21 protein-coding genes are annotated in these 21,925 nt (G+C 59.1%); 19 read left to right on the top strand and 2 right to left on the bottom strand.

All coding sequences use genetic code 11. The features are described from left to right. Positions 1-184 precede the first annotated feature (184 nt). The 3 genes from acs (at position 185) to NXC24_RS35380 (ending at position 3,215) form a co-directional block, all read left to right on the top strand. Positions 185-2,143, top strand: a complete 1,959-nt coding sequence (acs, locus tag NXC24_RS34640) for an acetate--CoA ligase (protein WP_104827746.1) — start codon at positions 185-187, stop codon at positions 2,141-2,143. 74 nt (positions 2,144-2,217) lie between these two features. Continuing rightward, complete coding sequence (locus NXC24_RS34635) at positions 2,218-2,886, top strand: GntR family transcriptional regulator (protein WP_104827745.1); 669 nt, start codon at positions 2,218-2,220, stop codon at positions 2,884-2,886. Between the two features lie 137 nt (positions 2,887-3,023). Further along, positions 3,024-3,215, top strand: coding sequence for a hypothetical protein (locus tag NXC24_RS35380; RefSeq protein ID WP_158704617.1), 192 nt, complete (start codon positions 3,024-3,026; stop codon positions 3,213-3,215). 41 nt (positions 3,216-3,256) lie between these two features. Here the strand turns inward: NXC24_RS35380 and NXC24_RS34630 are convergent, their stop codons facing one another. Further along, entirely contained in the window at positions 3,257-4,054 is a 798-nt protein-coding gene (locus tag NXC24_RS34630; protein ID WP_158704616.1) for an IclR family transcriptional regulator C-terminal domain-containing protein, read from the bottom strand. A 230-nt stretch (positions 4,055-4,284) separates the two neighbouring features. On the opposite strand from NXC24_RS34630, the gene iolD reads away from it, so the two are divergent. From iolD to NXC24_RS34560, 14 genes are all read left to right on the top strand, one after another. Further along, positions 4,285-6,132, top strand: a complete 1,848-nt coding sequence (iolD, locus tag NXC24_RS34625) for a 3D-(3,5/4)-trihydroxycyclohexane-1,2-dione acylhydrolase (decyclizing) (protein WP_104827743.1) — start codon at positions 4,285-4,287, stop codon at positions 6,130-6,132. Positions 6,133-6,135: 3 nt separating this feature from the next. After that, the gene (locus NXC24_RS34620) at positions 6,136-6,969 is read left to right on the top strand and encodes an NAD(P)-dependent oxidoreductase (protein ID WP_104827742.1); all 834 of its coding nucleotides are present in this window, start codon (positions 6,136-6,138) and stop codon (positions 6,967-6,969) included. Between the two features lie 12 nt (positions 6,970-6,981). Then, positions 6,982-7,959: a hydroxyacid dehydrogenase gene (locus NXC24_RS34615; protein WP_104827741.1), complete on the top strand. Its 978-nt coding sequence runs from the start codon at positions 6,982-6,984 to the stop codon at positions 7,957-7,959. Beyond that, positions 7,949-8,719: an aldolase/citrate lyase family protein gene (locus NXC24_RS34610; protein ID WP_104827740.1), complete on the top strand. Its 771-nt coding sequence runs from the start codon at positions 7,949-7,951 to the stop codon at positions 8,717-8,719. Before NXC24_RS34615 ends, NXC24_RS34610 begins: the two co-directional genes overlap by 11 nt. A gap of 57 nt (positions 8,720-8,776) precedes the next feature. Then, positions 8,777-9,712 (top strand): sugar ABC transporter substrate-binding protein, encoded by a 936-nt coding sequence (locus NXC24_RS34605; protein WP_104827739.1) that lies wholly within the window; start codon positions 8,777-8,779, stop codon positions 9,710-9,712. 57 nt (positions 9,713-9,769) lie between these two features. Then, positions 9,770-10,885: an ABC transporter permease gene (locus NXC24_RS34600; RefSeq protein ID WP_104827738.1), complete on the top strand. Its 1,116-nt coding sequence runs from the start codon at positions 9,770-9,772 to the stop codon at positions 10,883-10,885. A gap of 11 nt (positions 10,886-10,896) precedes the next feature. Next, positions 10,897-11,700, top strand: coding sequence for an ATP-binding cassette domain-containing protein (locus tag NXC24_RS34595; RefSeq protein ID WP_104827737.1), 804 nt, complete (start codon positions 10,897-10,899; stop codon positions 11,698-11,700). A 20-nt stretch (positions 11,701-11,720) separates the two neighbouring features. Continuing rightward, complete coding sequence (locus tag NXC24_RS34590; RefSeq protein ID WP_104827736.1) at positions 11,721-12,854, top strand: Gfo/Idh/MocA family oxidoreductase; 1,134 nt, start codon at positions 11,721-11,723, stop codon at positions 12,852-12,854. Continuing rightward, the gene (locus tag NXC24_RS34585) at positions 12,854-13,768 is read left to right on the top strand and encodes a TIM barrel protein (protein ID WP_104827735.1); all 915 of its coding nucleotides are present in this window, start codon (positions 12,854-12,856) and stop codon (positions 13,766-13,768) included. The genes NXC24_RS34590 and NXC24_RS34585 overlap by 1 nt, the downstream gene beginning before the upstream one ends. Positions 13,769-13,770: 2 nt before the next feature. Further along, the gene (locus NXC24_RS34580) at positions 13,771-14,640 is read left to right on the top strand and encodes an SMP-30/gluconolactonase/LRE family protein (RefSeq protein WP_104827734.1); all 870 of its coding nucleotides are present in this window, start codon (positions 13,771-13,773) and stop codon (positions 14,638-14,640) included. A 30-nt stretch (positions 14,641-14,670) separates the two neighbouring features. Then, positions 14,671-15,675 carry an inositol 2-dehydrogenase gene (iolG, locus tag NXC24_RS34575; RefSeq protein ID WP_104827733.1) on the top strand — a complete coding sequence of 335 codons (1,005 nt, stop codon included), beginning with the start codon at positions 14,671-14,673 and terminating at the stop codon, positions 15,673-15,675. 121 nt (positions 15,676-15,796) lie between these two features. Next, a complete protein-coding gene (gene hisD, locus NXC24_RS34570) occupies positions 15,797-17,107 on the top strand; it encodes a histidinol dehydrogenase (RefSeq protein WP_104827732.1) in 1,311 nt (436 codons plus the stop codon). Positions 17,108-17,139: 32 nt separating this feature from the next. Continuing rightward, positions 17,140-17,904: an SDR family oxidoreductase gene (locus tag NXC24_RS34565; RefSeq protein ID WP_104827997.1), complete on the top strand. Its 765-nt coding sequence runs from the start codon at positions 17,140-17,142 to the stop codon at positions 17,902-17,904. Between the two features lie 393 nt (positions 17,905-18,297). After that, positions 18,298-19,362: a hybrid-cluster NAD(P)-dependent oxidoreductase gene (locus NXC24_RS34560; protein ID WP_104827731.1), complete on the top strand. Its 1,065-nt coding sequence runs from the start codon at positions 18,298-18,300 to the stop codon at positions 19,360-19,362. A 28-nt stretch (positions 19,363-19,390) separates the two neighbouring features. On the opposite strand, the gene NXC24_RS34555 is transcribed toward NXC24_RS34560, so the two are convergent. Beyond that, a complete protein-coding gene (locus NXC24_RS34555) occupies positions 19,391-20,275 on the bottom strand; it encodes a LysR family transcriptional regulator (protein ID WP_104827730.1) in 885 nt (294 codons plus the stop codon). A gap of 169 nt (positions 20,276-20,444) precedes the next feature. On the opposite strand from NXC24_RS34555, the gene NXC24_RS34550 reads away from it, so the two are divergent. Then, positions 20,445-21,530, top strand: coding sequence for an amidohydrolase family protein (locus NXC24_RS34550; protein ID WP_104827729.1), 1,086 nt, complete (start codon positions 20,445-20,447; stop codon positions 21,528-21,530). Continuing rightward, positions 21,527-21,898 (top strand): Rieske (2Fe-2S) protein, encoded by a 372-nt coding sequence (locus NXC24_RS34545; RefSeq protein WP_104827728.1) that lies wholly within the window; start codon positions 21,527-21,529, stop codon positions 21,896-21,898. Before NXC24_RS34550 ends, NXC24_RS34545 begins: the two co-directional genes overlap by 4 nt. Positions 21,899-21,925: the final 27 nt, after the last annotated feature.

The raw sequence follows: 21,925 nt of genomic DNA, 5'->3' as shown, positions 1-21,925 counted from the left end.
GACATGGGTGCGTTTGGTGACCTAAACCATGACTTTGGGACGCAATCGCTCGATGAAGCCGCACCATGAACCTCATCCACGACTTGGGCGACAAAGATGCTGAGAGGGTGCCTATGTCGAATATTTTAGAGGCTTGATAAGGCCGCTGCGGGATCCCCCAGCGAGCCCACGGGAGGAGGAAATGATGTCGGAAAAGATTCATCCGGTGACGAAGCCGGTTCAAGCGCGCGCTTTGATCGACGCGGCGAAATATCAGAAATGGTACAAGCAAAGCGTCGAGGATCCCGACAGGTTCTGGGGCAAGCACGGCGAACGCATCGACTGGTTCAAGCCCTACACCAAGGTCAAGAACACGTCTTTCACGGGCAAGGTCTCAATCAAATGGTTCGAAGACGGACTGACCAACGTCTCTTACAATTGCATCGACCGCCACCTGAAGAAGCACGGCGATGACGTGGCCTTCATCTGGGAGGGCGACAATCCCTATATCGACAAGAAGATCACCTATAACGAGCTCTACGAGCATGTCTGCCGGCTGGCGAATGTCCTGAAGAAGCAGGGCGTCAAGAAGGGCGATCGCGTCACCATCTACGTGCCGATGATCCCCGAGGCCGCCTATGCGATGCTTGCCTGCGCCCGTATTGGCGCCGTGCACTCCGTCGTCTTCGGTGGTTTCTCCCCGGAGGCGCTGGCCGGCCGCATCATCGATTGCCAGTCGACCTTCGTCATTACCTGCGACGAGGGCCTGCGCGGTGGCAAGCCGGTGCCGCTCAAGGACAATACCGATACGGCGATCCACATTGCCGGCCGGCACTATGTCACCGTGGAAAAGGTGCTGGTCGTGCGCCGCACCGGCGGCAAGACCGGTTGGGCGCCGGGTCGCGATCTCTGGTATCACGAGGAGGTCGCCAAGGTGAAACCGGACTGCCCGCCGGCGAAGATGAAGGCGGAAGACCCGCTGTTCATCCTCTATACGTCGGGTTCGACCGGCAAGCCGAAGGGCGTGCTGCACACGACGGGCGGCTATCTTGTCTATGCGGCGATGACGCATGAATATGTCTTCGATTATCATCCCGGCGACATCTACTGGTGCACGGCCGATGTCGGCTGGGTGACCGGCCATTCCTATATCGTCTACGGGCCGCTGGCGAACGGCGCGACCTCGCTGATGTTCGAAGGCGTGCCGAATTTCCCGGATCAGGGCCGCTTCTGGGAGGTCATCGACAAGCACAAGGTCAATATCTTCTATACGGCGCCGACGGCGATCCGCTCGCTGATGGGTGCCGGCGATCAGTTCGTCAAGCGCTCGTCGCGCTCCAGCCTGCGCCTGCTCGGCACGGTCGGCGAGCCGATCAATCCGGAAGTCTGGGAATGGTACTATAACGTCGTCGGCGATGGCCGCTGCCCGATCGTCGATACCTGGTGGCAGACGGAGACCGGCGGCCACATGATCACGCCATTGCCGGGTGCGACCGACCTGAAGCCGGGTTCGGCGACGACCCCGTTCTTCGGCGTCCAGCCGCAATTGGTGGACAATGAGGGCAATCTGCTGGAAGGGGCGGCCGACGGCAATCTCGTCATCGCCGATAGCTGGCCCGGCCAGATGCGCACGGTCTACGGCGACCACGAACGCTTCATCCAGACCTATTTCTCCACCTACAAGGGCAAATATTTTACCGGCGACGGCTGCCGGCGTGACGAGGACGGCTATTATTGGATCACAGGCCGCGTCGACGACGTGCTGAACGTCTCCGGCCACCGGCTCGGCACGGCCGAAGTCGAATCGGCCCTCGTCTCGCACCAGCATGTCTCGGAAGCCGCCGTTGTCGGCTATCCACATGCGATCAAGGGGCAGGGCATCTATTGCTACGTGACGCTGATGGCGGGTCAGGAGGGTTCGGATACGTTGCGCCAGGAGCTCGTCAAACATGTTCGCGCCCAAATCGGCCCGATCGCCTCGCCCGACAAGATCCAGTTCGCCCCGGGCCTGCCGAAAACCCGCTCCGGCAAGATCATGCGCCGCATCCTGCGCAAGATCGCCGAAGACGATTTCGGCGCACTCGGCGATACCTCAACGCTGGCCGATCCCGCTGTTGTCGATGATCTGATCGCCAACCGGCAGAACAGGGCGGATGCGGCTTGATGCTTTATATTGATTGCTATCTTTCGAATTGGATGGTGTAAAACCGAACCGCCAAATCGGAAGTAAGGTTTGAAATGACTGAAATTGACGAAGCCGGATCGATCGGTCAGCGCATTAAATTAGTGCTGATGGATGAGATTTCCTCCGGCGCCATAAGGCCTGGTACGAGTCTGGACGAGGCAACGCTGAGTAGCCGCTTTGGCGCTTCTCGTACGCCGGTAAGGGAGGCTCTACGTCAGCTGGAGGCGATCGGCTTGGTTGAGATCCGCCCCCGACGCGGTGCAACGGTCCTGCCGCTGACCTTGCCGCGGCTTATGGAGATGTTCGAAGTGACTGCAGAGATGGAATGCATGTGCGTCCGTCTGGCAACTCATCGCATAACTGGCATGGAACGCGCGGTTCTGGCTGAGATTCACGAGCGTTCCGACCTTGCGGCAAAAGCGGACGACTTTGAACAATATGACAAACTCAATTTATCTTTCCACGAAACGCTGTATCGCGGCGCACATAATGAGTTTCTGTTTGATGAATTGATGCGGCTGCGTGCAAGGCTCCTGCCATTTCGCAGAACTCAGCTACGTCAGCCGAAGCGATTGGAAGCGTCATTTCATGAGCATGAGGCGATCCTGCGAGCCATGATGCGCGGTGATGCGACGGAAGCAGCTTTGATCATGCGCGAGCACATGCTGAATGCGGCCCTGGCATTGGCACGCTATATGGAAATCGGCGAGGAAGCCGAATAGAGACAATAGCTATTAAGATCGTAGAGGCCAGCTTGTCGCGAATGTCGGCGAGCAGCCGCTTCCTCGCCTCCAGCAAATCTTCCAATATCACAGCATCGACTGTCATCCCTTCAAATTCCTGCCGAAAGGTGGCTTCGATGTCCGTGATGCTTGGTGCCAGCAGTTCGTGCGACGGTCGGTGTAAAGAGGTTCTCGAAGGAAAGAACTTGCATTTCGGCGAAGCCGAACTCTTCTTCGACCTTTTTTCGCCGATGGTCCGGATCTCGACTGGATGCACGGTTTCTCTTGCCACCGGAGAGGGGCTCGACTTTGATGACGGTTGCACCTAGCTGACTTCAAGTCTAGTTTCGTTGCCGCCGCCGGGCGCCTTCTAAAGTACCGCCCAGTTTCGATCTTGGTAATCTCGCAATATGTCTTGAACCTCCCGTGCGGAACGTCGGAGCGGCGGCAGAATTCTTTCTTCCAACTCCCCAGGTGCCATCCGGTCTCGGTGAGACGCAACGCTCATCGCAGCTACGACGCGACCGCCCCTCTCGCGAAGTGGAACGGCTATCGAGATGGTGCCGTTCTCCATCTCATCGACTGCAGTTGCGAAATCGGCCTGCCGAGCCTCGCCCAGTTTCAATTTCAGGATATCGACATCCGTAATGGAGGCAGGCCCCTGTTTACGCAGAGTGACACCGTCGAGCCTTTGGTCCAATTCGTTGAAAGGTAATGAAGCAAGCAGCATCTTGCCACTGGCCGAACAGTGGGCGGGAAGGCGATCGCCGACACCCAGTCGAGACGTATAGATCCGGCGCGTGGCGTCGCGGCTGACGAACAGGATGTCGAGCCCTTCCAGCACCGAGATAGAACAAGGTTCGTTCAACTCATCGGCAAGACGCATGATGATCGAGGACGCCGCCGTCCAGACATTCGTCCGATGAAGTACGCCCCGTCCAAGCGATAGGACCTTTGGTGTGGAAGCGTATAGACCGCGCTCCTCCTTCACGTATCCCAGGCTCTCTAATGTAAGCAATATCCTTCGGGCCGCGGCGCGGCTGACATCCATCGCGCGGGCGACCTCAGTGCATGTTGCCGGAGCATCCGTTTCGGCCAGCTTTTCCAAGCAGTTCAGGCCTCTCGCGAGGGTCTGCGCGAAGTCGCGCTTTTGAATGTCATTGTCCATGAGCATCTAATCTCACGTCCTTGATATCATGTCAATGTGCGATAATCGCGCAGTTGCGCGATATGTTGACAGCGTGTTTTGAATGTGAAATATGTATCGCCATCGCTTCCGAAGACCTCCGTCGATGGACGCGAAGACAGATGAGGAGGTGATCAGTCGCAGCAGTGAATAGCGGCCAGCGGTCGCTAACGTCACGCGATCTGATTAGAGGCGCCTGAAGGAGGAAATTCATGAGTACCGTTCGGTTGACGCTCGCGCAGGCGATTGTTCGTTTTCTAATCGCGCAGAGGATCGAAGATGAGGGCGATGTCCTCCCGCTCTTCGCCGGCGTCCATGCGATCTTCGGGCATGGGAATGTGACCTGCCTCGGTTCCGCTCTCGAGGAGGTGCAGAACGAACTTCCGACCTATCGCGGCCAGAACGAGCAGTCGATGGCGCTCGCGGCAGTGGCCTATGCCCGCGCCCGTCGCCGCAAGCAGATCCATGTATGCTCGGCGTCGGTTGGTCCTGGCTCCTCGAACATGGTGACGGCCGCTGGCGTCGCGATGTCCGATCGCCTTCCGGTCCTCTTTCTGTGCGGTGACAACTTCGCCTCGCGCCTTCCGGATCCGGTTCTCCAGCAGGTCGAGCATTTCCACGATATGTCGCTGACGACCAACGACGCCTTCAAGGCGGTCTCGTCATTCTTCGATCGCATCACTCGCCCGGAGCAGATCCTCAATTCCCTGCCGCAGGCAGTTGCTCTGATGCTCGATCCGGCCGCTTGTGGTCCCGCCACCATCTCGCTTGCCCAGGATGTGCAAGGAGAGGCCTTCGACTATCCGGAATCCTTTTTCGCCGAGCGTGTGCACAAGATCCCACGTTATCCGGCCGCTGATCATCAAATCGACGCTGCTGTCCGCCTGATCAAGGAAGCAAAACGGCCGTTGATCATTGCTGGAGGTGGCGTTCATTATTCTGGCGCCACTGACGAGCTCGCAGATTTCAGCGATCGCTTCGGCATCCCGGTCGCAGAGACGATCATGGGCAGATCCGCACTTCTTCATAACCATCGGCTCAACATCGCGTCGATTGGTGTCATGGGCGGAAACGCTGGAAACAATATCGGCCAGAAGGCTGATCTGGTAATCGCGATCGGCACGAGGCTGGCGGACATGATCACCGGTTCCTGGAGCGTGTTCCGAGATCCGGATGTCAAGTTCCTGTCGCTGAATGCAAACCGCTTCGATGCCAACAAGCACATGGCGCAACCCGTCGTCGGAGATGCGAAGTTGTCGCTGGAAGCCATCACAGCGAAACTCGGTGACTGGCTTGCTCCGGCCGCTTGGGCCGACGAGGCCGTCCGGGAAAAGGAAGCCTGGGACGCCATTGTTGAACAGCGCACGGGCCGGACGAACCAGGATGTCCCGAATTATCCGCAGGTCATCGGCGCGGTTCAGCGGAATGCGAAGCCGGATGATGTGATCGTATCCGCGGCCGGCGGTCTTCCAGGCGAGCTTTATTGCACTTGGAAGTCCATCGGGGTTGGGACGTTCGAATCCGAATACGGGTTTTCCTGCATGGGTTACGAGATCGCCGGAGCCTATGGCCAGAAGATCGCAAACCCTGAGCGGGAGATCATCGCCATGCTGGGTGACGGCTCCTACATGATGTTGAACTCCGACATCTATTCATCGGTTCTCACGGGCAACAAGATTATTTGCATCGTCTGCGATAACGGCGGATTCGCCGTCATCAATCGCCTGCAGACTGGAAAAGGCGGGGCGGAATTCAACAATCTTCTCGCTTCGTCGAAACATGCCGGCGAGGTCCCGCGTATCGACTTCGCCATGCACGCCCGTTCGATGGGCGCGGAATCCGAAAACGTCACGACGATCGAAGAGCTCGAGGCGGCGATCGGTCGCGCGCGCCAGAGCGATCGTACTTACGTCATCGCGCTTCGCACGCATCCGTACGAGTGGATGGACGGCGGCTCCTGGTGGGATGTCGGGATGCCGGAGGTGACAAACCGTCACTCGATCGCCACGGCGCGTGACGCACAGGAAGCTCAACGCAAGCACCAGCGCAAGGGAGTCTGACGGATGTCAGCGCCGACCACGACCCGCGTTCTCATGACGGGATCGACGGGAAACCTCGGGCACAAGGCGACGATGGCGCTCCAATCGGTGGAGGGTGTGTCGTTGACGCGCATCGGCCGAAACGGTGGTGCTGATCCCGAGGTCATCACAGCAAACCTCGAGGTCTACGACGAAGCCTGGGTTGAACACTTCAAGGGCGTCGACACAGTTCTGCATCTAGCCGCCGACCCGCGCGCCGCCGGGGATTGGGACACCGTGTCGCCTCTCAACATCGATCTTGCGCTCAATGTCTTGCGCGCAGCGCGACATGCGGCTGTCAAGCGGTTTGTCTTTGCCAGTTCCAACTGGGTACTCGGTGGATATCGCTTCGGGAAGGATCGGCTGAATTCGGCGCTGCCGCCGCGGCCCGTCAATCCATACGGCGCTTCGAAGCTCTTCGTTGAACGCTATGGCCGCATGGTCAGTGACGAGACGGGCATGGCGTTTCTGTCGCTTCGGATCGGCTATTGCCAGCCGGGCGAGAACAAGCCCGGCCCACAGATGGCATTCGGCACATGGGGCCAGCAGATGTGGCTCGGAAATCAGGACTGGGCGCAGGCTGTCGAGAAGTCGGTTACCTCCCGGTACGAAGGTTTCCACGCGATCAACATCGTCTCTCGCAACGACGGAATGCGCTGGGACCTGGAGGAGGCTGGTCGTGTCATCGGATACGCGCCGCTTGAGCGGCATCGGCCGGAATTGAGTTTCTCAGGTTGGCTGAAGGATCGGACTGCGTGTCTTCGCGAGAAGCTCGCTCCGTCCGGTTCCTCGGTGCCGCCCTTGGGCAGGCGTTGGTGAGGGAGGACTGAATTGAAGAAGATACTTGTTGTGCAGCCGCTTCGGCCAGAAGCTCTGCGCCTGTTCGACCAGCGAACCGACGTCTCGTATGAAGTCGTTGCCGATTTTTCCAGGGACAATCTCCTGAAGCACGTCGGCGATGCCGACGCCATCACTGTCCGCGATGCCCCGCTACCGGCGGATGTCCTTGCTGCGGCACCGAACCTGAAAATCGTATCGAGGCATGGCGTCGGCTACGACAACATCCCGATCGACTACTGCACCTCGCGCGGAATTCCGGTCACCGTCGTCGGCGACGTAAACGCCATCTCCGTAGCCGAACAGACTATGTTTCTCATGCTGGCCGCGGCCAAGTCCGGCGTCCAGCTCGATGCAGCCGTCCGCCGGGGGGATTTTGCCGCACGGTCGAGACTGATCGGGATAGAGTTGCGTGGACGTACGCTCCTCGTTGTGGGCTTTGGACGCATCGGACGCGAAGTGGCGAAACGTTCCGCGAGCTTCGGCATGGATATCGTCGTCTACGATCCTTATGCCAAGCGTTCCGAAGTCGAGGGTGCCACCTTCGTGGATAGCCTCGAAGATGGCTTGGCCGCAGCAGACGTCGTCACTCTTCATATTCCTCTGTCGGATACGACGCGCAATCTCATCGACGCCGACGCCCTCAGACAGTTGAAGCGCGGCGCCATCATCATCAATACCGCTCGCGGCGGGATCATCGATGAAGACGCGCTCGGCGATGCGCTGGCGGACGGACAAGTGCGGGCGGCGGGCCTGGACACCTTCGCGACGGAGCCGCTCCCCACGACCGATCGCCTGGTCTCGGAAGAGCGGGTCGTCCTCAGCCCGCACTCGGCCGCGCTCACCGAGGAATCCCTGATCGCAATGGGCGTGATGACTGCGCGCAATGCGCTTGCAGGCATCGACGGAAACCTCGATCCGCAACTGGTGGTCAATCGATCCGTTCTGAAGGTTTCCGTCGATGCGAAATAACAACATCCGCGATGTCTGGGAACGTGGCGAAGCGGTCGTGTCCGCTTGGCTCTCGATCGGAAATGCCTACACCGCAGAAATCGCAGGATGGTCGGGATACGATTGTGTCCTCGTCGACCTTCAGCACGGCATGACAGACGTTCGGACCATGATCTCGATGCTGCAGGCGATTTCGGCAACCCCGGCAACGCCGATGGTGCGTGTTCCGTCGTGCGATCCACCAGTCATCATGAAGGCATTGGACGCGGGCGCGTTTGGGATCATCTGCCCGATGATCAACAGCGCTAGGGAAGCGGAGGCCTTTGTTGCGGCGACGCGATATCCGCCTCTTGGGAACCGCAGTTTCGGTCCAGCTCGCGGGCTTCTCTACGGCGGCGCCGACTATTTCCAGCATGCTGACAGATCGATCGTTCGCTTGGGCATGATCGAAACGCTGGAAGGCTTGAATGCACTCGACGAGATCTGTGCGGTTGATGGGCTCGATGGGATTTTCGTCGGCCCGAACGACCTGGGGCTCGCCTTGGGAAAAGGCACGCTCGGCGATCCGACGGACGAAACCGTGCGGGAAGCAATCCTGCGCTGCCTTTCGGTTGCAAGAAAACACGGCAAGCATGCTGGGATCTTTTGCCCGTCGAGCGCCGTCGCAGCGCGCCGCAGCAGCGAGGGCTTCGACTTCGTCGTTCCAAACAGCGACGCAAACCTTCTGAAATCGGCTCTCAACGCGGAGGCGAGCGGAGCGAGAGTGAATGTCCGCAAATAGGTGCGGGTAACTGATGGTGCACGGGATGCACCATCTCCATCGTGGGAGGAGAATGGCATGAAAAACTTTATGAAGATCGCGGTTCTTGCTGGCGCGGCACTGATTGGAGCTGCGACCAGCAGCTTCGCCGAGGAACGCATCATCATGATCAGCCACGGCCTTGCGAACGATCCGTACTGGAACATCGTCAAGAACGGTGGCGACATGGCCGCCAAGCAGATGGGCGTGAAGTTTGACTACGTGGCTCCGGAGACGTTCGACATGGTCCGCATGTCCGAGCTGATAACCTCGGCGGTCAACCAGAAGCCCGATGGGATCATCGTGACCATCCCGGATGCCGATGCACTGAAGGATGCCATCAAAACCGCCGTTGCGTCGGGCATTCCGGTGGTCTCGGTCAACTCGGGTGCAACTGTCGCAAAAAGCTTCGGCACTTTGATCCACATTGGTCAGGACGAATATCCGGCCGGCAAGCGTGTCGGCGAGAAGCTCAAGGAGCTTGGCCAGAAGAAGGCGATCTGCATCAACCACGAAGTCGGCAACACGGCCCTCGACGACCGTTGCCGCGGTGTGGCCGACGGTTTCGGAGGACCGGTCACTGTGTTGCCGACAACCAATGACTTCCAGGAAGTAAAGTCGAAGGTCACGGCAGCGCTGGCCAGCGATCCGCAGATCGATACCATCGTCGCGCTTAGCGCCGGCCAGGCCGGCGAACCCGCAGTTGATGCGGTTCAGACAACGGGCAACACCAAGGTAAAGGTCGTTTCTTTTGACCTTTCACCGGGCTTCCTGCAGGCCATCATCGATGGCAAGGCGTCGTTCGCGGTCGAACACCAGCCGTTCTTCCACGGCTACCTCAGCACGGTCCTTCTGACGAACTACATCCGCTACGGGCTGATGCCGACGAACGATCTGATCGAAAGCGGACCGAAGTTCATCACTGCCAAGGAAGCGCCACAGGTGCTCGAACTCGCCAAGAAATCAATCCGATAGCATGAGAGAAGGCATGGATGGTGTTGGAGCCGTCCATGCCTGATCGGGAGACGAAAAATGGTTGACATAACCAAGGCACCTCATGGTGCGAAAGACGAACGATTGATCCGCATTTCATTGATGGCATCGCTTATCCGGCGGCCTGAACTTGGGGCGCTCGCGGGCCTGATCTTTGTCTTCGTGTTTTTCCTCACGACCGCAAGCCCTCAGATGTTCACCCTGGCGGGCGTGATGAATTTCATGGCGCCTGCCTCACAGCTCGGTATTCTGGCCGTTGCTGCCGCTCTTCTCATGATCGGCGGCGAGTTCGACCTGTCGATCGGCTCGATGATCGCATTCAGCGGTATGATTTTCGGGACCGCGGTTGTCGCATGGGGGCTGCCGCTCAGCCTTGCAATCCTCATGACTCTTGCCGTGGCCGCCCTTCTGGGGATCACCAACGCCCAGATCGTCATGCGAACCGGACTGCCATCCTTCATCGTGACACTCGCCTTTCTGTTTGTACTGCGCGGCCTTTCCCTGGTGGGTCTGAAGTGGGCGACGGGCGGCGCAACTCAAATGCGCGGGATCAAGGACGCCGTCGCCGGCAGTCCCTTGGCGCCGATTTTCTCCGGAGACGCCTTTAAGGGGTTCTTCCAGTACCTCGCGGACAAGGACGTCATTTCCAAGTTTCCCAATGGCTCTCCGACGGTCCCCGGTGTTCCAGTTGAGCTCATCTGGTTCCTGGTCATCGCGCTGGCGGCCACCTATCTGCTCATCCGCACGGGATTCGGCAACTGGATCTTCGCTGCCGGCGGCGACGCCAATGCGGCTCGCAATTCCGGCGTTCCGGTGGCTCGCGTCAAGACCATCCTGTTCATCATGACCGCCTGCGCGGCGGCTTTGGTTGCCATTTTGACGGTTCTCGATGCTGGATCAACAGACGCGCGTCGCGGTTTCCAGAAGGAATTCGAAGCGATCATCGCCGCTGTCATCGGTGGCTGCCTTCTGACGGGCGGTTATGGCTCAGCGATCGGGGCGTTCTTCGGCTCCATCATCTTCGGTATGGTCCTCATCGGCCTCACCTACACGCAGATTGACCAGGACTGGTATCAGGTCTTCCTCGGCGGCATGCTTCTGCTTGCCGTTCTCTTCAACAACATCATCCGCAAACGCGTAACTGGCGAGCGTTGAGGAGAAAATCTATGTTACATCGTCAAAACTCAGACACAACGACGCCCTTCATCGAGATCAGAGATTTGGTCAAACACTTTGGAGCGGTGATCGCGCTGAATGGCGTTTCATTAAGCGTACGGGCTGGAGAGGTGCTCTGCCTTTTGGGCGACAACGGCGCAGGCAAATCTACGCTGATCAAGACGTTGTCGGGTGTTCACAAACCCACCTCCGGCGAGTTCTTGGTGGACGGCGAGCCGGTTGAATTCGGCAGTCCGCGCGACGCGCTGGATGCCGGAATCGCCACGGTCTACCAGGACCTCGCAATGATCCCGCTGATGTCGGTGAGCCGGAACTTCTTCATGGGACGCGAGCCACTGAAGCGACTGGGGCCGATTTCTTGGTTCGACCGCAAGTTCGCGGATACGGTCACCCACGACGAGATGATGAAGATCGGGATCGATGTCCGCGACCCGAACCAGGCGGTCGGTACCCTGTCGGGTGGCGAACGTCAGTGCGTCGCCATCGCCCGCGCCGTGTACTTCGGTGCGAAGGTTCTCATCCTCGATGAACCCACGTCCGCACTCGGCGTTGCGCAGACGTCGATGGTCTTGAAATACATCGATGCCGTCCGGTCGAAGGGGCTGGGAGTGATCTTCATCACCCACAACGTCCGTCATGCCTACGCGGTCGGGAACCGCTTCACTGTTCTCAACCGCGGCAAGACCGTCGGCGTTTTCAAGAAGGACGAGATCGCCATCGACGAGCTGCAGAATCTGATGGCGGGCGGCAAGGAATTACAGAGCCTCTCGGACGAGCTCGGCGGAACAATCTAGTACTACTACGGAGAAGCAAAGTGACCGTTATCAAAATAGGTCTCATCGGCGCAGGCTGGATGGGACGTGCCCATGCGGCTGCCTTTGAGAATGCGACCCGGATATTCGGGACGGAGCCTGCCACCCTGAAGATCGTGGCTGTGGCGGATGTCAACGAACCTGCCGCGAAGGGATTTGCCGAGCGGTTTGGCGTCGAGCGATATACAAGCGACTGGACAAGCATCGTCAACGATCCCGAGATCGATGTCATCGACATCACGACGCCGAACGATGCTCATCCTGAGATCGCTCTCGCGGCAATCGCGGCTGGCAAGCACATGTACTGCGAAAAGCCGATGGCGAATACGGCGGCCGAGGCGCGTGCCATGCACGAAGCCGCCAAGAAGGCCGGCGTCGTCACGCTTGTCGGGTTCAACTATCTTTGCAGCCCGATCCAGGCCTACGCCCGGCAGCTTATCGAAAACGGGGATCTGGGCGAGATCTTCCATTTCCGAGGCACATTCGACAACGACTACATGGTCGATGAGAGTTTCCCGTTTACCTGGCGGACGGACGCGACTGCCGCAGGCAAGGCGGGCGCTCTCGGCGATATGGCAAGCCATGTCCTGAGCCTCGCGCATTATCTTGTCGGTGAGGTGACGGAAGTAAGTGGCGCGCGCCAGATCCTTCATGCCAAGCGCCGCGACGCAAAAGGCGCAGAGCGCACCGTCGAAAACGACGATCTTGCGCACTTCATCTGCCGCTTCAAGAATGGCGCTTCCGGCTATCTGGAAGCGAGCCGCATCGGGACGGGTCGCAAGCTTTACCTCTCATACGAAATCCAGGGCACCAAAGGCGCGCTGTTCTTCGACCAGGAGCGCATGAATGAGCTGAACTTCTACCGTCAGACCGACGATCCGGCAGAGCGAGGCTACAAGCGCGTTCTCGTGGCTCCGCAGCATCCGGACTATGCGGCCTTCTTCGGACTTCAGGGAAATCCACTCGGTTACAATGATCTGAAGATCATCGAAGCGCGTCGGCTGATCGAGTCCGTCATCTCCGGCCAGAGCTGGATCGCGAATTTCGAGTTTGGATACACCGTCGACCGCGTGGTCGAAGCGGTTCTTGTTTCGGCCGACGAAGGCCGATGGGTGAAGACTGAGGAGATTGCCTGATGACCGCCGCATACCAGCTCGCCAATGCCCCATGCTCATGGGGCATCGATTTCGCTGACCGTCCGGAGAATCCGGCATGGACGAAAGTGCTCGACGAAGCGGCGTCGGCAGGTTTCTCCGCCATCGATCTCGGGCCAGTCGGATTTTTCCCGACAGATCCCTCCCAGCTTAAGAACGAGCTTTCGAAGAGAAATCTTCGGCTCTCGGCGGGCGGTCTCTTCGATCCGCTCACGGATGCCCGCGCGTTCGATGGCATTGTCGACAAGACGAGACGCACATGCTCGATCCTCAAGGATCTCGACGCCCCCCGGCTCGTCATCATCGACTGCGTGTCCGACGAGCGCGGCAAATACGCTGGCCGCCCCAGCGACGCTCCGCGTCTTTCGTCAGAGGATTGGAAGGCCATGATCGGCCGTATCGTCGAGCTCGCGAAGATCGCGAAGAACGAGTACGGAGTTAAATCCTACCTCCATGCCCACGCGGGCTGCTACATCGAATATGAAGATGAACTCGACCGCGCCATGTCGGACCTTCCGGAGGACTTGGTTGGCCTTTGCGTCGACACCGGGCATTCCGCCTATGCCGGGATCGACCCGATCGCCCTGATCCGGCGGTATGGCAGCCGTATCGGCCACATGCACCTCAAGAACATCGACAGGGACGTTCACGCGGCGTGCGTCGCCGACAAGACCGGATTCTTCGATGCGATCGCCCGCGGCATCTTCTGCCCATTGGGCAAGGGCGTCGTCGACTTCGTCGAAGTTCGCGATGCGCTCGATGCTATCGGCTACCGTGGGATGGCCGTTGTCGAGCAAGACGTCGATCCCACCGGCAATGCGTCGCCGCTCAGCAATGCCAGGGAAAGCCACGACTACCTCGCTTCGATCGGGATGTCGTCGTCGGACAGGGGCTGAAGATGGAAGCGTCCTGCGTCGTCGATTGCAAGAACACGCTTGGCGAGGGTTGCGTTTGGGACCCTCGCGACCGAAGTGTCTACTGGACGGATATCGCCGAGAGTAGAATCTACAAGCTCGGCGCTGATGGCGCAGTGACGGTTTTTCCGCTTCCGGAGCGGGCAGGATTCATTCTGCCTCGGAAGCATTCGGGCTTTGTGCTCGGGCTCGCAACCCGTGTGGTGATCGGCGATGCGGGATTCAGGAACTTCGAGACAGTCTCCGTCATCGAGGAGGGGCTTCCGCAGACCCGCGTCAATGACGCGGCTGTCGATCCTTTCGGCGGCGTCGTGTTCGGAACGTTCGACGAGCGGGACCGCAAGCCAGCCGCTGCTCTTTATCGCTGCGCTCCGACAGGCGAGATCACGAAACTGCTCGAAGGGATCACGATCAGCAACGGGATCGCGTTCTCGCCCTCGGGGGACGTCATGTATTTCGCCGACACGGCCGAGGGAACCATTCGCCGCTTCGAGATCAGAAGTTCGGGTTGGACGAACTTGAGGGAGCTTGCTCCCCTGGCCAATCTCGACGTCGCGGATGGCCGGCCGGATGGAGCTGTGGTCGATTCCGAAGGGTCGTATTGGAGCGCCCGGGTGTGGGGCGGCTGCCTTGCGCGGATCGGTCAGGACGGTCAGGTCCAGGAGACGGTGAAACTGCCGACCAAGGGGCCGACCTGCGTGACGCTTGGTGGCAAGGACGGACGAACCCTCTACGCGACAACATTACGCGTTATGCACACCGACGATGAACTGGAGGCAGCACCCCTCGCCGGCGGGCTTTTCGCGGTCCAGGTCAAGGTTCCAGGCGTTCCCCAACGCCTTGCCGCTCTATGAATTGGTCTTTTTAAACGAAGGAATGAGACGATGAAGTTCTGTGTTTTCGGTGCCGGCCGCATGGGCGCGCAGCACATCGCGAATGTCGCGGCCAACGAGAATGCCGTGCTCGAGTATGTGGTTGATGTCGACTTGAGTCGCGCCCAAGCGCTTGCGGCTCGTTACGGTGCGCAGGCCACCGATAATCCCCGCGTGGCTTTGAACGATCCGGCCGTCGACGCGGTCATCATCGCATCCGCGACCAACACTCACGTAGACCTGATAGTCGACGCTGCAAAAGCCGGCAAAGCTGTCCTCTGCGAAAAGCCGATTGATCTCGATATCGCCCGGGTCGATTACTGCGCGCAGCAGATCAGCGGCCTCAACGTCCCGATTATGATCGGATTCCAACGGCGCTTCGACGCTACGCACATGGCCGTGAGGAAGGCCGTTGCCGGAGGAGAGGTCGGCCAGGTCGAGGTCATCACGATCGTCAGCCGCGATCCATCTCCGCCACCCGCATCCTACATCAAGGTTTCCGGCGGCCAGTTCCACGATCAGATGATCCACGACTTCGACATGGCCCTGTGGCTCGCCGAGCCGAAGGGTTCACTCGAGATATGCGCCATGGGGAGCAATCTGGTCGATCCGGCAATCGGGGAGGCGGGTGATACCGACACTGCGCAGGTTCTGATCCGGTTTGCCAACGGCGCTTTTTGCCGCATCGATTGCAGTCGTCGGGCAACCTATGGCTATGACCAGCGCGTCGAGGTCTTCGGATCAAAGGGCATGGTGACCTCTGCCAATCTGCTCAAGACGGGGATCGAGCGGTTCGGCGCCGCCGCCACGAATGCACGCGATACGCTGTTACCGGGATTCATGGAACGCTATCTGCCGACCTACGCGACGGAACTCGATTACTTCATCGACGCGGTGTCAAACGAGCGGAAGATCGAGTCCGACTTCCAGAGCGGCCGCAAGGCGGTGCTGCTCGCCGACGCTGCGCGGAAATCGCTGAAGGAAGGAACTGTCGTCCGCCTCGACTTGGACGCCTGACATTTCGATCCGGACCAGATCCGGATCTCACATGGAATTCCGTAGCAAGGAGCTTGGATTCCCATCTGCAACAGTTCGAGCGCGGTCGCGCCAGCCAACCAATTTTCTAGGAGGTTCACCCATGACCATTCGCCACCTGAAGACAGGCAAGCCTGCCGCCGATCGCGCCGAGGACGATGCGAAGGTTCGGGCAGTTGTCGAAGCTACCCTGAAGGATATCGAGGCGCGGGGCGATGCCGCTGTGCGCGAGCTTTCCGAAAAGTTCGACAAGTATTCGCCGCCTTCCTTCCTTCTTTCGACGTCTGAAATAGAGGCGGCCATCAACAAGGTCTCCACACGGGACATGGCCGATATCGAGTTCGCCCAGGCTCAGATCCGCAAGTTCGCGCAGGTTCAGCGGGATTCGATGAAGGACGTTGAGGTGGAAACGTACCCCGGCGTCATCCTCGGCCACCGCAACATCCCCGTCCAATCGGTCGGCTGCTATGTCCCGGGCGGCAAGTTCCCGATGGTCGCCTCGGCGCATATGTCCGTGCTAACTGCCTCGGTTGCCGGTGTGCCTCGTATCGTTGCTGCTGCGCCAGCCCAGAAAGGTGAACCTCATCCAGCCATCATCGCAGCGATGCACAAGGGCGGTGCGCACGAGATCTATGTTCTCGGCGGCATGCAGGCAATCGGGGCGATGGCGCTCGGAACACAGACGATCAAGCCCGTCGACATGCTGGTTGGGCCTGGGAATGCGTTCGTCGCCGAGGCGAAACGGCAGTTGTACGGTCGGGTCGGCATCGACCTTTTCGCCGGGCCGACGGAGACAATGGTGATTGCCGACGAGACTGTCGATGCCGAGATCTGCGCCACCGATCTTCTCGGGCAGGCAGAGCACGGCTACAATTCGCCTGCGGTTTTGGTCACCAACTCGGAGAAGCTCGCGCGGGGAACTCTGTCGGAGATCGATCGTATCCTGAAAATCCTGCCGACCACCGAGACCGCCTCGGCATCCTGGCGCGATTATGGCGAAATCATCGTTTGCGATACATACGAGGAGATGCTGGATGTCGCCAACGACATAGCCTCCGAGCACGTGCAAGTCATGACGGATCGCGACGACTGGTTCCTTCAGAACATGCACTCCTACGGCGCGTTGTTCCTTGGTCCGAGGACAAATGTCGCGAATGGCGACAAAGTGATCGGCACGAACCATACTCTGCCGACGAAGAAAGCTGGGCGCTACACAGGCGGGCTGTGGGTTGGGAAGTTCCTTAAGACGCACTCGTATCAGAAGGTGGTCACTGATCAGGCCGCCGCTGACATTGGCGCCTATTGCTCGCGGCTGTGCATACTTGAGGGTTTCGTCGGCCATGCGGAGCAGGCGAATGTTCGTGTTCGACGCTATGGTGGCCGCAACGTCCCTTACGGAGCTGCAGCGGAGTAAACACTTGAACTCGAGATGGTGACCTTATGAGCATGATGCTTCCCCGAACCCCCTCGTTCCGCCTTGATGGCAAACGGGCTCTGGTTGTCGGAGCCTCGTCCGGTATCGGATTTGCGGCAGCGGTTGCGCTTGCCGAAGCTGGCGCGGCCGTTTCCCTGGCGGCCCGCCAGTCGCCGAAGCTCCAGGAAGCCGCAGATTCGATCAGCGCGGCGGGATTTGCTGCGGACGCAGTTCCGCTCGACATTACGGATGTTGGAACCCTATTGGAGACTGTCTCCGCCAGGGGGCCGTTCGATGTTCTCGTCAATAGCGCGGGTTTTGCTATTCATGGGCCTGCATTGGAAACAACGGCGCGAGATTTCGATACCGTGTTCTCGATCAATGTCAGAGGGGCTTACTTCCTCGCGCAGGCCGTCGCCAAAGGTCTCATCACGTGCGGCAAGCCCGGATCCTTGATCACGATTTCTTCCCAGATGGCGCATGTGGGCGGTGTTGACCGGGCGGTCTATAGCGCAACGAAGCACGCGGTTGAGGGTTTTACCAAATCGATGGCGATCGAATGGGGTCAGCACGGCATACGCGTCAATACAGTGTGCCCAACGTTCATTCGAACGCCGCTCACCGAGGAGACGTTCGCAAACCCGGAGCGGATCAAGTGGATCAACGAGAAGATCAAGCTCGGGAGAATTGGCAAGGTCGAGGACGTTATGGCCGCTGTTCTTTATCTGGCGTCCGATGCGTCTTCAATGGTAACCGGGACTGCGCTAATGGTCGACGGAGGCTGGACCGCAGAGTGAGAGTCGCGGTCGGAATGACGTCGTCCTCACTTCGATTCCCATCAAGAGGATAGGACCTCCTCTTTCGGCCGGCCCTAAGCGAACTTGAGTGCTGAAGTTTTGCGCCGTCCGGCGAATGACCAGCTCTCCCGCCAGGGCAACATTAGAACTCTCATCTCGCCGGTGATAATCGCCAATAGGACCCCTACCATCTACTCGTAGGGCTGCGTTTGCCGCACGCCAGCAATCGGCCCGGAAGGCAATGCAACGGCCTTGATATTCCAGGAAACGACGCACGAGATTGACTCGGCATATTGGTGTGATCGGATTTCGCGATCTACACAGCCCTCCCGCGGAATAACCGGGCTGGAGAGGGTTTGATATAGATGGAGACATCGACAGGGAGAATGTCTGATGCTCACGAAATCGCCATTCCGGTATGATGTTTTCACCGCCAATAAGCAGCCTCGATACCAGGGCGGTCCGGCGAACCTGATATGCAAAGCAGTGATCACCGAAACCCATGATGCAAAAACCTTCGTCTTCGAAGACGCTTTGAACCGCGCCTTCGACTTCAAACCCGGCCAGTATGCTTTGTGCAGGTTCGAGATCGAGGGGAAAGCCCATTACCGAGCTTACTCCGTCTCCTCTGCCCCGACGCGGCCACACAATGTCTCGATCACGGTGAAGAGAGTGCCGGGCGGCCTGGTCTCGAATTGGCTGAACGATCACGCCTGTCCCGGAATGAGGTTGGATATCATGGATATCGCGGGTGATTTCAATATCGTCGACCGCCCGTTTGAAAGGCCACTCTTTCTGTCGGGCGGCTCCGGGATCACTCCAGTCATGTCCATGCTACAGTTCCTCAACGACACGGCTGATCCGATGGACATCGCGTTTGTCCACTTTGCGCGAACTCCGCACGACGTCATCTTCCGGGATCAGCTCGATTTCATCTCCCGACGGTTCAAGAACGTCAGCATGCACCTCGTCGTCGGCGACGATCTGAACGATGACTCCTTTTCCGGCTCAACAGGAGAAATTAGCGCCGCGCTCCTCCGCTCACTCGTTCCCGACCTCCGCGGGCGGGAAGTCTTCATGTGCGGTCCTGAAGGCTTCATGCGGGCGGCGCGCTCCATCTTTTCCGAGCTTGATGTCGTAGCCATCAACCAGGAAAGCTTCGGTGAAAGGATCGCGATTCCCGAAAACGACAAGCAGGGCGGGCAGGTCAATTTTACCCTAACAGGTGCCACCCTCGACTGCGCGGCGGGTGAAACACTGCTGGAGACGGCGATGAACGCGGGGGTCTGGATTAATAGCTCTTGTCGGCAGGGCGTCTGCGGTAGCTGCCGCGTCCGCGTGACGGAAGGTAAAGTGAGGATGGACGACCTCGGGGGCATTACGGAACAGGAGAAGGCCGAGGGGTACGCCCTGGCCTGTTGCAGTCGGCCGATCGGCGCGGTTTCGATCGAAGCGTGATCGCGGGAACCCTCCGCATTTAGAGCGTTTACTTCGTTGCAGCGAGTTGGCCGTCGCCGGCCGGGGAGCCTGCCGCGAGGATCTTCAATGCCTTCAGCAACTTGAGGTGAGTGTGCGAATGACAATTCCGCACGTGGACAGCAGAATAGATGGGATGGGAGATTATGGGCGCGTCCGATACGAGTTCAACGACGCCCTCTTTCTGCAGTTTCGAGGCCACTGAAGCGGTCACGAACGCAGTGCCGCCGCGACTTCTCAGCAGCGTTGTGAGGGCGCTGCCGTGGCCTATGGAAACGCGACTTGAGTCGAGTTCAGGCAGCATCTGCCGATGTGCTTGGTCGAACACCGGAGAATAGTTCGCTCTAATGTAGTCGGAAGCTTTGACGTCGGCGAGAGAGACTCGGCGCGTACTCACCATGAGGAATCGTTCCTCCGCCACTTGCTCATAATGCATGTCTGGAAAATGCTGAGGAGAGTAAAGCACCGCCAGGTCCAGGCTTCCCGTCGTAAGGTCCAGGATCATTTGGTTGGAATAATCGATCTCGATATATATGGCTAACTTCGGCATCGCAGTCTGCGCCCAGTCCAGCCATTTGGTTAGGAGATCCTCGAAAATCTCGGCGTGAATACCGATGCGGATCAGGCGATCGAACTTACCCACCGCCTGGATTTCCCGTCGAGCGTCAAGCCAACGCAGCTTGACGGCCTTGGCGTGCGCTTCGAAGCGGATACCAGCCGCGGTCGGTTCGGTGCCGCTTTTGTTTCGGATGAACAGCTGCTTCTCGAGCAGTCCCTCGAGGGCTCGTATCCGGCTCGACACCGTCGACTGGGTAATGCCGAGCCTATCGGCAGTCTTGTTGAAGCTGCGCGTTTCAATCAAATCCAGAAACGTGTCGAGCAGTTCGATCTGCATGTCATCCTCAAGTGTTCGTCAGCCTTGCCACTTTGTGCCGGACATCGGCGGATAGGCAATCCGTCATCGACTTTTTCGATTAAAGTCGCCCCCCAAGGCGCGTAGCCGCGGCTGAGGGAACCATGCATCCTCAATGGGTTGCTGAAGCGATCCTCTGGAGGTGCACTGGATGTTCATAGTAGACACAGACGTTCACAATTATTGGTCCACGGCCGAAGTGCTTTTGCCGTATCTCGAACCGTATTGGCAAGATTTCCTGGTCCGCGGTGAGAAGCCGGGGCCGACGGGAAGCTTCCCGCACGGACATCGGCCATGGCTGCACCCCGAGGGCTTCTCGCGGCATGACATCAAGCCGGAGTCCGAAGAAGACAACTACTTGGTCATGAAGGAAAAACACCTCGACCATTACGGGATTGATGTCGCCATCCTGACATCCGACGAGCCGCTAGAGGCGTCGACCCTCGCCAACGCCCACTACGCGAACGCCCTTGTGAAAGCCTACAACGATTACATGATCGACTGGTGGCTTCCTAAGGACTCCAGGTTCAAGGGGTCGATCGTCATATCGCCGACCGATCCGCACGGTGCAGCCACGGAAATCCGCCGTGTGGGCCATCACCCCGATATCGTGCAGGTGCTTGCGAGCCATGGGTCGCAACGTCCGTACGGCGATCCGTTCTACCACCCAATCTTCGAGGCCTGCGTCGAGATGGGCCTGCCCTTCGCCATTCACCTCGGAGGACAGGGCGGCGTCAATCACAACGCCATCGCGAGCGGCCCGACCTCCTTTTACTGGGAGACCCACGCACTGCTCAGCCAGCCGGCGATGACTCACGTCGCGAGCATGATCTCCAATGGCGTCTTCGAGAAATATCCCGATCTATACTTCATCGTCATCGAATGCGGCGTCTGTTGGGTGCCCTCGCTGATGTGGAGGCTCGATGCCAATTTCAAGGCGCTCAGGAAGGAGACGCCATGGCTTAAGATGCTCCCGTCGGAATACTGTCGCCGGAACATCCGATTCAGCACGCAGCCGCTCGAGCAGCCCGCCAATGTGAAGCAGCTATGGGACACGCTGGAGCAGATGGACGGCCAGAACACGCTACTCTTCGCATCCGATTACCCGCATTGGGATTTCGACGCGCCGACCAACCTGCACATTCCTCCCGCCTGGCGCGAGAAGATACTCGGCCTGAACGCGCTCGAAGTCTACAAGCGCATCAAAGCTCCGGACTCCCTCGGGAGGGCCGCATGATGTCCGGCGCGACCAACAGAGCATTCGCCTGCAGGATCGAGGATGTCGGCCCGTCAAGTCCCAAGATCGTCAAGGTTGGACAATTGAGCATCGGAATCTTCGAAATCGAAGACGGCTACGCCGCGATGCTGAACGTCTGTCCGCACCGCGCGGGTCAGCTGTGCGAGGGTCCGGTTTGCGGGACGGCCAAGTCGACCGACCGGATGGAGTTCGTCTACGACCGAGCCGGCCAGATCATCCGCTGCGCGTGGCACGGATGGGAGTTCGACATCAAGTCGGGCACATGTCTAGTCGACGAGAAACTGCGTGCCCGGACGTTCCCCGTCCACGTCGAGGAAGATGAGATTTACATAGAGCTGGCCCGCTGACGCGGTATCCAGCCAAGGAGATTGCAA

Source organism: Rhizobium sp. NXC24, from assembly GCF_002944315.1.
Lineage (GTDB): Bacteria > Pseudomonadota > Alphaproteobacteria > Rhizobiales > Rhizobiaceae > Rhizobium.
This window is presented reverse-complemented; position numbering and strand designations above follow the sequence as displayed.

Excerpts from the sequence above, each read along its gene's own strand:
- NXC24_RS34550 (WP_104827729.1), top strand. The coding sequence starts at position 20,445 with ATGTTCATAGTAGACACAGACGTTCACAATTATTGGTCCACGGCCGAA.
- NXC24_RS34610 (WP_104827740.1), top strand. The coding sequence starts at position 7,949 with ATGCGAAATAACAACATCCGCGATGTCTGGGAACGTGGCGAAGCGGTC.
- NXC24_RS34595 (WP_104827737.1), top strand. The coding sequence starts at position 10,897 with ATGTTACATCGTCAAAACTCAGACACAACGACGCCCTTCATCGAGATC.
- iolD (WP_104827743.1), top strand. The coding sequence starts at position 4,285 with ATGAGTACCGTTCGGTTGACGCTCGCGCAGGCGATTGTTCGTTTTCTA.
- NXC24_RS34580 (WP_104827734.1), top strand. The coding sequence starts at position 13,771 with ATGGAAGCGTCCTGCGTCGTCGATTGCAAGAACACGCTTGGCGAGGGT.
- NXC24_RS34605 (WP_104827739.1), top strand. The coding sequence starts at position 8,777 with ATGAAAAACTTTATGAAGATCGCGGTTCTTGCTGGCGCGGCACTGATT.
- iolG (WP_104827733.1), top strand. The coding sequence starts at position 14,671 with ATGAAGTTCTGTGTTTTCGGTGCCGGCCGCATGGGCGCGCAGCACATC.
- NXC24_RS34545 (WP_104827728.1), top strand. The coding sequence starts at position 21,527 with ATGATGTCCGGCGCGACCAACAGAGCATTCGCCTGCAGGATCGAGGAT.
- hisD (WP_104827732.1), top strand. The coding sequence starts at position 15,797 with ATGACCATTCGCCACCTGAAGACAGGCAAGCCTGCCGCCGATCGCGCC.
- NXC24_RS34620 (WP_104827742.1), top strand. The coding sequence starts at position 6,136 with ATGTCAGCGCCGACCACGACCCGCGTTCTCATGACGGGATCGACGGGA.
- NXC24_RS34630 (WP_158704616.1), bottom strand. The coding sequence starts at position 4,054 with ATGGACAATGACATTCAAAAGCGCGACTTCGCGCAGACCCTCGCGAGA.
- NXC24_RS34555 (WP_104827730.1), bottom strand. The coding sequence starts at position 20,275 with ATGCAGATCGAACTGCTCGACACGTTTCTGGATTTGATTGAAACGCGC.
- NXC24_RS34560 (WP_104827731.1), top strand. The coding sequence starts at position 18,298 with ATGCTCACGAAATCGCCATTCCGGTATGATGTTTTCACCGCCAATAAG.
- NXC24_RS35380 (WP_158704617.1), top strand. The coding sequence starts at position 3,024 with ATGTCCGTGATGCTTGGTGCCAGCAGTTCGTGCGACGGTCGGTGTAAA.
- NXC24_RS34585 (WP_104827735.1), top strand. The coding sequence starts at position 12,854 with ATGACCGCCGCATACCAGCTCGCCAATGCCCCATGCTCATGGGGCATC.
- NXC24_RS34600 (WP_104827738.1), top strand. The coding sequence starts at position 9,770 with ATGGTTGACATAACCAAGGCACCTCATGGTGCGAAAGACGAACGATTG.
- NXC24_RS34635 (WP_104827745.1), top strand. The coding sequence starts at position 2,218 with ATGACTGAAATTGACGAAGCCGGATCGATCGGTCAGCGCATTAAATTA.
- NXC24_RS34565 (WP_104827997.1), top strand. The coding sequence starts at position 17,140 with ATGATGCTTCCCCGAACCCCCTCGTTCCGCCTTGATGGCAAACGGGCT.
- acs (WP_104827746.1), top strand. The coding sequence starts at position 185 with ATGTCGGAAAAGATTCATCCGGTGACGAAGCCGGTTCAAGCGCGCGCT.